This window comes from Liquorilactobacillus capillatus DSM 19910, assembly GCF_001434915.1.
Lineage (GTDB): Bacteria > Bacillota > Bacilli > Lactobacillales > Lactobacillaceae > Liquorilactobacillus > Liquorilactobacillus capillatus.
In genome coordinates this window covers 25,140-40,159 of sequence record NZ_AZEF01000002.1, presented here as the reverse complement: position 1 = coordinate 40,159, position 15,020 = coordinate 25,140, and the positions used below count along the sequence as shown (strand labels likewise).

At 37.4% G+C, this 15,020-nt stretch carries 8 protein-coding genes; 1 reads left to right on the top strand and 7 read right to left on the bottom strand.

Translation table 11 applies throughout. The annotated features are described in order from the left end of the window. Positions 1-3: 3 nt before the first annotated feature. The 6 genes from FC81_RS00160 to brnQ all read right to left on the bottom strand — a co-directional run bounded on the left by FC81_RS00160 (position 4) and on the right by brnQ (position 9,698). The gene (locus FC81_RS00160; protein WP_057741707.1) at positions 4-1,233 is read right to left on the bottom strand and encodes a betaine/proline/choline family ABC transporter ATP-binding protein; all 1,230 of its coding nucleotides are present in this window, start codon (positions 1,231-1,233) and stop codon (positions 4-6) included. 233 nt (positions 1,234-1,466) lie between these two features. Continuing rightward, a complete protein-coding gene (locus FC81_RS00155) occupies positions 1,467-3,269 on the bottom strand; it encodes a DUF2207 domain-containing protein (RefSeq protein WP_057741705.1) in 1,803 nt (600 codons plus the stop codon). A 250-nt stretch (positions 3,270-3,519) separates the two neighbouring features. Next, positions 3,520-6,729, bottom strand: coding sequence for a CotH kinase family protein (locus tag FC81_RS00150; protein WP_057741703.1), 3,210 nt, complete (start codon positions 6,727-6,729; stop codon positions 3,520-3,522). Between the two features lie 283 nt (positions 6,730-7,012). Continuing rightward, positions 7,013-7,714 carry a LiaF transmembrane domain-containing protein gene (locus FC81_RS00145; RefSeq protein ID WP_057741700.1) on the bottom strand — a complete coding sequence of 234 codons (702 nt, stop codon included), beginning with the start codon at positions 7,712-7,714 and terminating at the stop codon, positions 7,013-7,015. After that, positions 7,711-8,166, bottom strand: coding sequence for a LytTR family DNA-binding domain-containing protein (locus tag FC81_RS00140; RefSeq protein WP_057741696.1), 456 nt, complete (start codon positions 8,164-8,166; stop codon positions 7,711-7,713). Before FC81_RS00140 ends, FC81_RS00145 begins: the two co-directional genes overlap by 4 nt. 128 nt (positions 8,167-8,294) lie before the next feature. Then, a complete protein-coding gene (gene brnQ / locus FC81_RS00135; RefSeq protein WP_057741694.1) occupies positions 8,295-9,698 on the bottom strand; it encodes a branched-chain amino acid transport system II carrier protein in 1,404 nt (467 codons plus the stop codon). A gap of 895 nt (positions 9,699-10,593) precedes the next feature. Here brnQ and FC81_RS00130 point away from each other — a divergent pair. Continuing rightward, positions 10,594-12,222 (top strand): peptide ABC transporter substrate-binding protein, encoded by a 1,629-nt coding sequence (locus FC81_RS00130; protein ID WP_057741691.1) that lies wholly within the window; start codon positions 10,594-10,596, stop codon positions 12,220-12,222. An 86-nt stretch (positions 12,223-12,308) separates the two neighbouring features. On the opposite strand, the gene adhE is transcribed toward FC81_RS00130, so the two are convergent. Then, a complete protein-coding gene (gene adhE, locus FC81_RS00125) occupies positions 12,309-14,990 on the bottom strand; it encodes a bifunctional acetaldehyde-CoA/alcohol dehydrogenase (RefSeq protein ID WP_235804604.1) in 2,682 nt (893 codons plus the stop codon). Positions 14,991-15,020 lie beyond the last annotated feature (30 nt).

Below are 15,020 nucleotides of genomic sequence, written 5' to 3'. Positions count from 1 at the left end.
CGGCTACACCTCCTTTGAACTTGAGGCTGAATCACTTTTTGTCGGATTGTCTTTATTTTCAGTATTTTCAAGCCCGGGTGCTCCTTCTTCAGCATCAGAATCACCCCAGATTGTGTCATACACCATATCTACTATCGCAGCACGAGTCACAATTCCGCGCAACTTTCCTGCATGATCAACAACTGGTACATACTTTAAACCACGCTTTAATATACGATCTACAGTGTCTCGCAACAAGGTATCATCGACCACATAAAAAATCTTGGTATTTAAAATATCTGAGACACTAGTTGCATGACGATAACTTTTGTCTAATGTCTCAATATCGATATAACCCTTTAGGTAATTATCATCATCTGTTACCAGTAGAGTATCCACTCTTCGTTTCCGCATCAAACGAATAGCTTCAACTAACGAGCGACCCGGCGTAATCGAAACCGGATTTTTAAGCATAATTTCACTAACAGTTGTAACATCTGCCCGTGCTTGCATCAATCGGTCTTCACCAATAAGCTCCTCCACAAAACTATTGGCTGGATGCTGTAAGATCTCGCTAGGTGTCGCATTTTGGATAACATGACCTGAATCCATCACAACTATTTGAGTTGCTAGCTTTAAGGCTTCATCCATATCGTGAGTAACAAAAACAACTGTTTTACCCAACTTTTCCTGCAAGTGCTTAACAAGTTCCTGTAGGCTCTCACGTGTAATCGGGTCTAATGCCCCAAACGGTTCATCCATCAAGATCAGATCTTGGTCAGCTGCCAAGGCCCGAATAACCCCTACACGTTGCTGCTGCCCTCCAGATAATTCAGATGGGTAACGTTCCAAAAAATCTTCTGGAAGTTCAACTAGTTTAATAAGTTCTTCTGCCTTCTTGCGTCTTTTTTCTTCTGGCCATTTCAACAATTTAGGTACAAGCGTGATATTTTCATAGATCGTCATGTGCGGCATCAAACCAATGTTTTGGATAACATAACCAATTTGCCGCCTTAATTTGACTGCATCTGTCTTATGTATGTCTTCTCCATTGTATAAAATAACTCCACCACTTGGTTCAAGCATACGATTAATCATTCGCATAGCAGTTGTTTTCCCTGAACCGGATCTACCAATAAAACAGACAAAGTCACCTTGATTGATCGTTAGATTTACGTGTTCTATCGCAACATTTCCACCGCGATAAACTTTTTCAATATCTTTAAAAGTTACAATCGGATTTTTCTCTGGCATACAGAACCTCCATCAACAAGTATTTAATACTTCGCTTTCATTTTAACATAATAAACTTCCCCCCGCGTTTATTAAGCCTACAGCCTCGTTAGGCATTTTCTTATCTTCGCTATTAAATATAATTTATAACAGGACTAGAAAAAGACTAGATCAAAAGTTATTTCTGATCTAATCCTTCACTTATTTTACATAATTTTTGTTTCTTGTAACTTACAATTATTCAATCTAGGCCACTAGAAAGCTCCACCACCGGAACCACCACCAAAACCGCCAGAGGATCCGCCGCTAAAGCCGCCAGAGCCCCCGCTTATTGAAGATGAACTACTTGTAATTGCACTTGAAAAACTATTGTTAAAAGCTGTTCCAAAATTAGTTGCCCCTAGGATAACGATCGGGTAGTAGACACCAAAATTAGTTTCAAGCTCTTCTGCTGAAAAGTTAGTCCGCAATTCTTTGATAACCTTTTTAGCTAGTCCAAAAGCTACTGCATATGGCAAAATCTGCTCCCACAAAATAAGATCACCAACCTTCTTCATATCAAAACGCCCAATATCTTGTAACATTTTCTTAAAACAGGAGATTTGATAGAATAACTGCCATCCGCTTGTCGAATATTTCGGTCTTCGTTTACGATAGGAATAACATAGGATAATATTCATTATAATCGCACCAATTAGTAGCCAACTCCACCACTTATCCCAGAAGACAGCTATTGTAATAACTAATAAAAAACTACTAATAATCGTGGCCCATAATGCCGCAATTCGCAAACCAGCATTTACTTGGTCATAGTATCCTAAGTCACGGGCCTCTCTAAAGACTCGTTTCTGCCAAGATGAAAATACAGCGTACAGCTGTGAACTATGTTTAGGCTTTTTACCAAACTTATCTAGTTGCTTTAATGAAAAGCTGTTGCCGTCCCCAACTTGTGTAAAGAGCAATTTTAACAAACTATCCTTATCCAATAGTGATTCGTTAAGCAGACTCACCGTATAATCATTTTTCTTAGATCCAGTCTTCTCGATCGTAATCTTCTTAGCAGCTGCTAATTCAAGTAAATAAGCACTGAATGCTTTTGAATCAGGATCCTTATTCTCAATAATTATCTGTGTAATTTCCGCTGAATGTAACGGTATTTCGTAAGAATGAACTAATGGGGGTAATGAATCCTGGGGGTTTCCTGGGTTCCGCCACCGCCAGAGCCACCAACCAACAGTACTCAATAGGCTCACTGCAAGGACAGTATATTTAATAACAGTCGTTCTTTGCCGACTGCGCTTACGTTCTTCATTTGCTTTACGAGCCAATTCTGCTTCTTGCTGCTGCAGCTTCTGTTTAACATTCTTATCTACTTTATTAGGATTATCAGGGGTCACGCTTATTGGAAATAGCAAGTGGCTCTCAATAAACTGGTTTTCTGGATTCTCTTTTGCTCTGATCAAAACCTGTCCCGCCTGTTTTTTAACAGTCGTTTGGCCATCCAATGTTCCATGTGTCCAGCCTTGAAGCTCCTTAATATTATTTTGCGGCAGTTGAATCTTTATCAAGACATTTTTCAGAGGAACATCCCACTTCTCACCGATTATCTTCCAGTTTAATTCAGCCGTATCATTATAGTTAGTTATTACCCCATGCAATAAGTAACGATACGTAAAAGTTGCAGAATCATCTGAAATAGCATGAAAAAGTTTAAGCCTCAAATTATCATTTGTCTGTTGCAATGTATAAGTATTATTAGCCTCCGTCTCAGCTTGCTGCATGTTTGATGTGACTCCATTTTGCAAGACTGAAACATTAACGTTAGAGGCTCCCTTTATTCCACGTAAATCTTGATTATAATAAACCCCATGAAAATCTCCATCAAATTTATATGTAATTCTTTGTGTTAGTTCTGCGTCACCATTTTTTAAAACGTTAACATCAACATGATAGCGTGTAATATCATATTCGTTATCTGCGTGTACAGGGGTAGTCAAAAAGAAAAATACTCCGCATAATGCTGCTATAAATCCTAGTACCCACCATTTATTTCGCATTAACTTATCCTCCATTTTAATTTCTACTGCTCTTTCTAGAGATCATTGCAGACTCTTCCCCCCTTAATGTACCAAATATTTTATTCATGTGCTAGTTTAGCAATAGCCATCTTTTTAACTATCTTCGGTTTCTTCACCTTTAAAAAGAGCTTACTATCGATAGCTCAATTCGATAGTAAGCTCTTTTTTAAAGGTTATTGTTATAAAATACTTTTGAAGTTATATCCGACAAAGCAGTCAACCTTACCTTTTAAATCTTCCACTGCTTATCCAATGTCGACAGACGGGTCGCAATGACATTAGCAAAATCACTAACTGAAACGTACTTGCGGTGGACATCACCACTGTTTACCTCAGGCCAAATAGCATCATTATTCTTGTAATTTGCTTCGCCTATTTGATTAAACCAATCTGCATACATCTTCTGGACACTAGCAGTCGACAAGACACCCTTGCGTAAATCACTGTATCTTTTAAGTAAATCTGTCTTATGGTGTGTATAAATCTGCTGTAACAAGTTATTAAGTGCAATATTACTATCAAAATTATTAGTAACACTCTTGACCTTACCTGTCCAATTATTATTCCATGACGTATCTAAATCATACGGCATAATAACCCATTTAGAATTATTAGTTGAGATATAAGTTGTGTTCTTAGCAGTCCCATCAGTATTATCAATTGCAGCTGAGAAAATAATAAAATCGATTGCAGCCGGTACATCAAGATACTGTTGTTCTAACTGATAATATTCATTATCCGTTTTGGCATTAGCAATTTTATTCAATTCACTTACTCTATCCGCAGTTGCTTGACTGACCTTATCTGGTGAAATAACTGAGAAACTATGGTTAAAGTCATCAACTGTTGTTGCTGCTTTTTTAAACTCAGTTGCATTATCCCAGTAATCACCTATTATCGCGATATCTGAAGCAGTGTCATCATCAAGCTTATATAGTTTTGCTTGGTTATGTGTATTTAAAGTATAAACACCTTGATCATTACCATTTATAATTAACTCAAGTGGGAAGCCGTTAATTTGCCCATAATTAGGCATCTCTTTAACTATGCTAGTACTTAGATTACTACGTGAGTCCGTTATTCGCTTAAATAATGCCGCATTCACAACATTAGTTCCCATTGTAGGATCAACATAATTAGATTTTAAGTTAAAACTGTCTGTCTTCAGCCAGCCATCGCCAAACTTGATTTTAGCCTCTTGTGTTAATTTATCATCACTAAACAGTTTGATCCGATAACCCTTTTTGACCCACTTGAGTGAACTATCTCCTTGCCATTTGATTGTAGCCCATAACTGTTGGACTTGTTGATCAGGCAAAGTTATTTTTAGTTTAATTACTTTTTTATTTTCTTTAGAAATACCTGACATATCGCCTTCGACCGTGACTGTTCCCAGCATGTTGCTGATGTTTGCGTCACTGTAGAAAACACCGTCACTATTAAAGATATAAATCAAATTATCAATATTTTGACGTCCAACGGTCATTTGGCCAGTATCTTTGTTGAAATAATATCTCTTACCGGCCAGAACCTGCCAACCATACTGCATTTGACCATCATTATTATAATAAACGCGTTTTTGTTGTTCGGGGATATTCTGGAAACCGGTCTGCATTGCACCAGTGTTTTTATCAAAGAGATACCAGTAACCGCCTATTCGCTGCTGACCATACTGCATCCAGCCATCATTATTGTAATAGACACGTTTTTGTTGTTCAGGGATATTCTGGAAACCGGTTTGGATCGCACCAGTATTTTTATCAAAGAGATACCAATAACCGCCTAGTTTTTGCTGGCCATACTGCATATGACCCTGATTATCATAATAAACACGTTTTGCTGTCCCAGGAATAGTCTGAAAACCGGTTAACATCGCACCGGTATCTTGGTTAAAGAGATACCAGTAATTGCTTAGATGCTGTTCTCCATACTGCATTTGACCAGCATTATTATAATAGACACGTTTTCGTTGTTCAGGAATATTCTGGAAACCAGTCTGCATCGCACCGGTATCTTTATTGAAGAGATACCAATAACCACTTATCTGCTGCTGACCATATTGCATTTGGCCCTGGTTGTTATAGTAAACACGTTTTTGCTGTTCCGGGATAGTCTGAAAACCAACCTGCAATGCACCTGTTCTTCTATCAAATAAATACCAATAGTTGCCTAACCTTTGTTGACCATACTGCATATGACCCTGGTTATTATAATAAACACGTTTTGCTCCCTCAGGGATAGTCTGAAAACCAGTTTGCATTGCACCGGTATCTTTATTGAAGAGATACCAGTAATTGCTTAGATGCTGTTCACCATATTGCATTTGACCTTGATTATTATAATAGACACGTTTTCGTTGTTCGGGAATATTCTGGAAACCAGTCTGCATCGCACCGGTATTTTTGTCAAATAAGTACCAGTAATTAGCAATGTGCTGCTGACCGTATTGCATCCGTCCCTGATTATTATAATAGACACGTTTTCGTTGCTCGGGAATATTCTGGAAACCGGTCTGCATTGCACCCGTATTCTTATCAAATAAGTACCAATAGTTAGCAATATACTGCTGACCATATTGCATCTGACCTAGGTTATTATAATAGACACGTTTTTGCTGTTCCGGTATGTTCTGAAAACCAGTCTGAACCGTGCCAGTCTTAACATCAATTAGGTACCAATGACCATTGATTTTAGTTTGAACAAAAGCATTGTTTGCCCGCGGACTGGTAGCAGTTGTTTTAACGTTTGCACTTAAACCTTCTATTTTATTTTCTGTTACAGTTGGTTCAGTTACATTAGTAGAATTACTCTTAGCATCGGCCACAACAGCTGTATTTTCTTTTTGACTAGCTTCATTCTCAGTTACAGCCTTTGAAGCTGCATCATCAGTCGAACTCGCTTCCTTGGTGTTAGATGTTGTTGCTGCTTGATGCGTATCTTGTGATGATTGCGCGCTTTGTGATGACTGCGTACTTTGTGATGATTGTGTACTTTGTGATGACTGCGTACTTTGTGATGATTGTGTACTTTGTGATGATTGTGTACTTTGTGATGATTGTGTACTTTGTGATGACTGCGTATCAGCAGAAGAGGTTATTTGTTTATTTGGAACCTGTTGTTGATCAGCTTGACCTTTTGACTGTTTAGTTTGTGCCGTTGAAGTTGACTTAGTAATTGTTGCTGTACTGGTGTTTTTTGTTGGCGCTTGTTCTTTTTCTTTTACACCAACACTGCTTTGTGACTCCGTTTGAATTGATGAAGTAACCTGATCTGAGTTGACCTTGCTACTTTGAGGGACTACTACCTGTGCTGTTTCAGCATGAACTGTAGGCCCTCCTGCATAGAAGCCCAACCCAATTGAAAGACCCACTAGCGATGCAAATAGCCAGCGTCGACCTGCCTTATACATTTTATAATGTATTTTTTTATCTCCGTGCATATTTCGCCATCTCCTCTTTATAATTCATTACCGTATCAATGATACCGCTTAACTACTACATATGTAAAATTAAAGGCTATTAAAATACCCTTTAATTTTCAAGAGTATAAAAATCGACTTGATTATTATGTCAAAAAAACTAGTGGGTAGAGTTAAAATTATCTTTTAACTCTACCCACTAGTTTTACTTTTATACAATATAGATTACTGCCTCATATTAATTAGTTTTTTAACTACATTTTATAATTATCAGGCCACTGTTTCTCTACAGAAAATCATCATTCTAAACATAATGAATCGTAACTCCACTTAGTCTTAAACTTCCTTTCAAGAAAACAGTTGGTCCATTGACTACGGTAGCACGTCTCTTCTCATCTAATCCGCTCAAAAAAGAATCGACTTGATCTATAACTCTCCATTCTTTTGGAAAATAAAGTTCAACACCACTATAAGCGGCACTAATATTGATTTCTGCACTATCCTCTGCAATTACTGCATTATCAAAATAAACTTTCATCCCAGAAAAACTGGCATCAATATCCGCACGCTTAAAGTTCTTTGATTGTACATACTGAATACTTGAATTCATATTGCCATTTAATTGGACGTAAGAATCATCTTGTCTTGCTTCTGTTGTTCTACTAAACGAATTTTTATGTGATCCCCACGACCATGCTGCTGGTCTTGTTTGAAACAGAAGTGACAGACCTATGCTTACTAAAACAGCTGCTCCGAGAATCGTCCACGGTACGAGGTGTTTTATTCCCAGTGGTTCAGCATATAGTATACTTAGAAAAGCTAATGAAAAAACTATCCCTGCAATAGCCTTATGCATTAAACTCTGCACAAGTGCTGCTATTAAAAACAACGTAATAATAATACTCCACAAACTGACTTGGGCACTAATCCAACCCATCTGTCCTGCAATCAGGACGACCGCACTCATTAAAAATAATAATCCCCAAAACCATCTTTGTCGTTTCATCTTTCTTCTTCCCTTTCTTCTAGGCGCTCTTTCAAATTTTTATAATATTTACGTGAAACATAGATTTGTTTATGTGAATTTTGAAATTGAACAAGGTTTGAAGATACAGAATGAGTTAATGCAAAAATTTGATCTATATTTAAAATAGCTGATTTGGAAACTCGTAAAAATTTCTGCGGTAAAGTTTTCTCTAATTCATATAGCCGGGCTTTAATACCATAGACATCATTTGCCGTGTGTACATATAGTTGCCGTGCACTTGTTTCAAAGAAAAGAATAGTCTCAGTTTTTAAATAGTACTTCGTCATTCCTTTATAAACTAACAGCGGCTCCTCCTCTTCTAGCGACTGAAGATTTTGGGTTAGCTGTTTTACTTCTTTACTATAACGTGCAGCCCGAATAATAATTTCTGTTTCGTTTAAATCACTATCAATATCAACTCTTATCTTCATAACTGCTCTCCTTCATATCCTTAGTAGAACACGTTTTGAATATAGGGTAAATAATTTTGACGTAAGTGGTACATTATCTTGTTTAAGTGGTTTATTTTATTAAAATGCAACATCAAAAAATTACTATTCTAAAGACTTTCATTATCTTTAGCTGCTATCTTTTCTGAAATATTATCATTCTCAGTTATTTTTTCTGTATTATGATTTTTTCGCCAATGCAACAAGAGACCTAGTACTAATCCGATCGCTGTCGGTAGAATCCATCCAAATCCAACTTCTGAAAAGGGCATGTATTGGTAATACTTATCTAAAGCAAGACTAAAAATATTTCTAATTACTGCCGGAGCAGCATTGATCCCGTCTAATACTGCAGCTAAACTCGTGAAGAACAGTGTTGGTCGATAAACAACGTTATCAAGTTTGAACATAAAAACAAGTAATGAAAGTAGAATCAACGCCATTGCTAACGGATATAAAAACATTAACAACGGTGTTGCCCATGCAATAATCTGTGTTAAACCTAGATTAGAGGTCCCAAATGAAGCAATTACCGTGAAAACCAAGAAAAAATTATAACTGATTTTAGGAAAGATACTGTGCATATCTTGTGCAAAAGATGTTACCAGACCCATAGCAGTCGTAAATACCGCCAACGTTCCCATTATACCTAAGAATGCTGCCCCAAAAGAGCCCAAATAATACTGTATGATTTGTCCAAGTGCGATTCCACCATTTGCAGCAATTTTAAATTGCCCTAAGCTCGTTGCGCCTAACATAATCAAACCAATATAAATCACTGCCTCCACACCCATTGCTAGCATTCCTGTTTTTACTAAAGAGCTAGCGATCTTTTTAGGATGAGTAACCTTCAAAAAACTAAGTGCCTTTATGATAGTTACACCAAAGGCTAATGCTGCTAAAGCATCCATCGTGTTGTAGCCTTCTAAGAAACCATTCGCAAAGGCTGCTTTGTGGTAACTAATTGTAATATTTTGATGCAAGCTTCCCATTGGATTAATAAGGGCGACCAGAAAAATAACCGCTAGAAGAAGTAAGAACAATGGATTAAGCCATTTACCAATATAGCGTGTAAGCTGTACTTGATTTTTGGCAAATAAATATACTAGCAAAAAGAAAACCGCTGAAAAGAGAAATAAACCCATTGTTTGATATTTAGCAGGCAACACACCAGCAAATGCTAATTGATATGCAGTTGATGCTGTACGTGGAGTCGCGAACAACGGTCCCAAAGATAAATGTGTCACTATTAAGAAAAAAGCCGCAAATTTTTTACCAGCTGGTGCTCCAAAATCATATAATCCATTACTTCTGGAAACCCCTAGCGCTATTAACGCTAACAATGGTATTAAAACACCTGTTACCAGGAAACCCACAGCTGCTGGGAGCCAGTTATTTCCAGCTAATTGGCCTAAATATACTGGAAAAATAAGATTTCCTGCCCCAAATAACATTCCGAAAATTAATGATGCAATTAAACCCATCCCTTTAAAACCTAATTTATTTTTCTTCATAATACAACCTCTCTCCTTCTCTTACCCAGAAAATTTATACTTGTCCTTTTACTTCAAATCTTTCTATTCTAACCAAAACAAAAGCGTCCTTGGAATAAAATCCAAGGACGCTTTTAACGCGGTACCACCTTCATTATTTAATATCTGCTATTATAAAAACAACAAAAATTAAACTCTCATGCGCAGCTCTAACAAGAGCGATGCATTAGCACTTTAATGGGTGCACACATCAGTAACTAAAGAATTGATCATTCTTTTCGTTACCGCTACTCAAAGATTACAAACAGCACCTAACCAGATATTCTTTCACCTAATGAATACTCTCTATGCAAGCTGACGGTGCTGTTCCTTCTTCTCGACGTATCTTAATCGATTATTAATGTTAAGATATATTATTCTGTAAAATACACCAAAAGTCAAGGGACTTTTCATTTTTGATCACTGTATATACAATTTTTTCTTGTAATATAATTAATTTAATCTGTTTAAATTTAAAATACTTAGTCAGGTAGTAGAACTTACGATAGTTTATAGAAAAGTTAAAATTAAACGTTGACTTCTTAATTTTGGTTGCTATAATATAATTATTCATTAATAAAGCTGGCTAACAGCTAAAAAATACGGGAGGTTAGATGGACATGACGCATTTTTATCAGGATACTAGATCTTATTCAACAATAAATATTATTAGCCTAGTCATTATTAACATGCGTGATGTGTTGTCTAATGTCTCGGCTTTTTAAGTAAACCAGGTATTAGATCCATCGCGCGGATGCAACTACTGCAGCGATGGGGAGTGAACTTAGAACAATAACACCCACCTGCAGCAATCAAACTGCGTGGTGGGTGTTTTTTTGTTTTATGGAAAGCTGAGTACTCCCAAGGAGGAATTTTCATGTATTGGAAAAAATTTTTATCTCTCTCTGTTACTTTAGGTGCTTGTACTTTAGCACTTGGTGCATGCGGCTCTAAGAACGCTGGTCAAGCATCATCTCAACAAACATTACGTTGGTCAGAACCTTCTGAACTGCAGACATTAGATCTTTCTAAAGTTGTTGATACCGTTAGTTCTGACATGATTGCTAATAGCACTGAAGGTCTCTACCGCTTAGGGAAAAACAGTAAAATCGAGCCTGGACTTGCTACAAAAACTCAAGTTTCAGATAACGGTCTGCAATACACTTTCACTTTACGTAATAATAGCCACTGGTCTAATGGTGACCCTGTAACTGCTAAAGATTTTGTCTATTCCTGGCGCCGGACCGTTGCTCCAAAAACGGGCTCTGAATATGCCTATATTTTTGAAGGAATTAAGAATGCTGCAGCTGTTACAGCAGGCGAAAAACCAGCTTCTGAATTAGGTGTCAAAGCCGTTGGTAAATATAAATTAGTTGTTACTTTAGATAAAGATCTTCCTTATTTCAAACTACTGATGGGTTTTACCCCCTTCTTTCCACAAAACCAAAAAGCTGTTGAACAATTTGGCTCAAAATACGGGACTTCAGCCAAGTATATGGTCTACAATGGTCCTTATAAAATGACTGGGTGGACAGGCTCCAATTTAAAATGGCAATTAACTAAGAATAAGGGTTACTGGGATAAAAAGAATGTTAAATTAGACAATATTTCTTTCCAAGTAGCGAAGAGCCCTACTACTTCCTATAATCTTTACCAAGACAACAAGTTAGATGCAACTTATCTAAATGCTGAACAGGCTAAGCAGTTACGCAACCATAAAGACTTTGTTTCTTTAAAACAATCACGTTCTAATTACTTAGAATTTAACCAAACAAAAAAGGAATTTCAGAATAAAAAAATTCGTGAAGCAATCTCATATGCAATCGACCGTCAACAATTAGTTAACAAGGTCTTAGGGAATGGTTCACTCGTCTCTAAAAGTGTTGTTTCAAAAGGCTTAAGCAGCCATAAAGGTCAAGACTTTACGGCCGCGGCTACTACATCAACCGGAGCTCACTACAATAAAGCTACTGCTCAAAAATTATGGAAAGAGGGTTTAAAAGAATTAGGTGTTAAAAAGCTAAGTTTTTCTTTACTAGGTGATGATGACGATGCTAACAAAGATGTCTCAACTTATCTTCAGAGCCAGTTAGAAACTAACTTGCCCGGCGCTGATGTTTCTGTTTTAAATTTACCCAAGAAAACAAGGATCACTCGTTCTACTAATGGTCAATTCGATATTGTTGTTTCAGGTTGGGGCGCTGATTTTTCAGACCCTATCAGTTTCTTAGATTTATTTACTAAAGATAATTCATATAATAATGGTAAGTGGGATAATCCACAATATGATAAACTAATTACAGCTTCAAAAACAACTGATGTTAATAATTCGGAAAAACGTTGGGCTGACTTAGTTTCTGCTTCAAAATTATTAAACAAGGAACAAGGTGTCGCTCCGCTCTACCAACTATCACAAGCACAAATGGTTAAAAGTAATGTCAAGGGTGTTATCTATAACACGGCTGGTGTCGCCTTTAATTTCAAAGAAGCTTATTTAACAAAATAAGCTAATTACGCTATCTGTTAACACTAAAAAAGGTTAGGCCAAAGATAATTTTGGCTTAACCTTTTTTAGTATTCTCTGTTTAAAAATTAGAACTGGTCAATCAGTAATTGACGAATTTCTTCTAACCGTGGCTGTCTTGGGTTAGCTGGTGTACACTGATCGTTATAAATCAAATCAACTAACTTATCAAGCGAAGCATCAAACTGCTGCTTAGTTACACCATTAGCTGATAAAGTCGGAACAACTTCAACTTTCTTCATCAGTACGGCAATTTTATCGCAAAATGCTTCAACTAATTCTGCATCTGTATTACCCTTCAAACCTAGATAACGTGCGATATCAGCGTAATCTTTTTGACCACGATAGACTTCGTAACGTGGGAATGGTGTCCGTTTTACCTTACCATCGACTCCGTTGAAACGAATTACATGCTGCATTGCAATTGAGATAACCAAACCATGTGGCAACCCAAACTCTCCACCAGTTTTATGAGCAATTGAGTGATTGATTCCTAAGAATGCATTAGCAAATGACATTCCACCCAAAGTTGCGGCATAATGCATCTTCTCGCGTGCTGTCTCTCCATCTAAGGTTGGATGCTTAGGATCAAATTTATAAGAGTTCTCAAGATTTTCGAAAACGAGTTTGATTGCTTGCAATGACCATGGACGAGTAAAGTCAGAAGCCATAACTGAAACATATGATTCCAAAGCATGTGATAACGTATCTAAACCTGATAAAGCAACTGTCCTCTTTGGTACTGTCATAACAAATGCTGGATCAACGATTGCAACTTGCGGTGTTAATTCATAATCTGTTAATGGATACTTAACATGTGTTTTATCATCTGTAATAACAGCATATGGTGTTACTTCCGACCCAGTCCCAGATGTTGTTGGAATTGCTACCAGTTTGGTATGTGTTTGATGATGGAACTTAACGATCCTTTTCCGAATATCAATGAATTTTTGTTGTAAGCGTGTAAACAGTTCACTTACAGCTTCATAGCTATCCAAGAAACCTGGTTCTTGATCAAGTGAATATTCATAAATAAAACGTGCAATCTTAGAAGCATCTAACGCAGATCCACCACCAATAGCAATGATCGTATCTGGTTTGAAATCACGCATTTGCTTAGCAATTTCAATCGTCTGGCCTAATGTTGGGTCAGGACGAACTGTTCCATAGATTGATGTTTTGACTTTATCGTCTCGAACTTCAAGTTGTTCGTAAATTTTATCAACAAAACCAAACTTAACCATCCCAGGATCAGCAACAACAAAAGCTCTAGTAATATTCTTAATATCTTGTAAATAAGAGATAGCATTCTTTTCATAGTAAATATTTTCAGGCAAGCGTACCCATTGTGGACGGTTACGGCGCTTAGCTACTGTTTTAACATTCAACAAATCTTTGGTTGATAAGTTATGTGACAATGAATTCTTCCCCCATGATCCTGTTCCTAATGTTAAACTCGCACGTAATGCATCTGTATAAAGATCACCAATTCCACCAATTGAATCTGGTTGATTAACTAAAATACGAGCAGCTTTGGTTTTATCACCGAATTCATTCAAGAAAGGATCTGATTGTGAGCCGATTTGAATGGCTGCATTATGACCTGCACCTTGATAATCCAAGAGAGCTGCAACAATATTAATCCCATCTTCGCGATTCTTAGCTTTGTAAACTGACAGTAATGGTGATAATTTTTCAGAAGAAAGTTTTTCACCAATATTCTTAGAATCTAGCTCAAACAACATAACATCTTTACCTTCTGGTAATTTAACCCCAGCTTGTTCAGCGATCCATTTTGCTGGACGACCTGCAACCGGCCCATTAACACCATGGCGATCATTGAAAACATAATCTGCAATCTTCTGATAGTCTTTCTTAGGAACGACATATGCTCCCTTTTCTTCCATCTCAGCTAACCATTCATTGTAAACCGGAGCTTCAACTACAACAGAGTTTTCTGTCGCACAGATCATTCCATTATCAAAACGTTTTGATAATAGTAAATCTTCAACTGCTCGTTTGATATGTGCAGTATGGTCAACAAAGACTGCTCCGTTACCAGCACCTACACCCATTGATGGGTTTCCTGACTTCAAAGCTGCGTTAACCATGCCTGGACCACCGGTTGCTAGAATTGAAGCAAGTTTTGGATTTTGAATCAGTGCTGTTGTGTTATACAATGATGGTTTCCCAACCCATTGAATAATATCCTTAGGAGCACCGGCAGCTACTGCTGCATCATATAAGATCTTAGCAGCGTGAACTGAGCATTTCTGTGCCTGTGGATGGAATGCAAACACGATTGCATTCCGTGTCTTCAATGCTAACAAAGACTTAAACATTGCTGTTGAAGTAGGATTAGTTGTTGGGACTATCCCAGCTAAAACACCAAGTGGAGCAGCAATTTGAACTTCTCCAGCGACCTTATTCTCATAGATTACACCAACAGTTTTATCATTTTTAATAGTATTATAGACATTCTCAGTTGCGAAACGGTTCTTAGTATCTTTATCTTCAACCACTCCACGACCTGTTTCATCAACAGCTTCATGTGCAAGTGTTAAAGCTGCTTCAGAACCTGCTAGTGCAGCTGCTGCAACAATTTTATCAACCTGCTCTTGTGTGAACGTTGCATATTCTTTCTCTGCAACTACGGCTTTGCTGACTAAACCATCTGTATACTTACGGGCCTCATCCATCAATGCCGCTTTTTCCTCAGCGGACAATACCTTCTTAGCCTTTGGCTTCATTACTTTTACCATCTAATAGTCCCCTCCTAC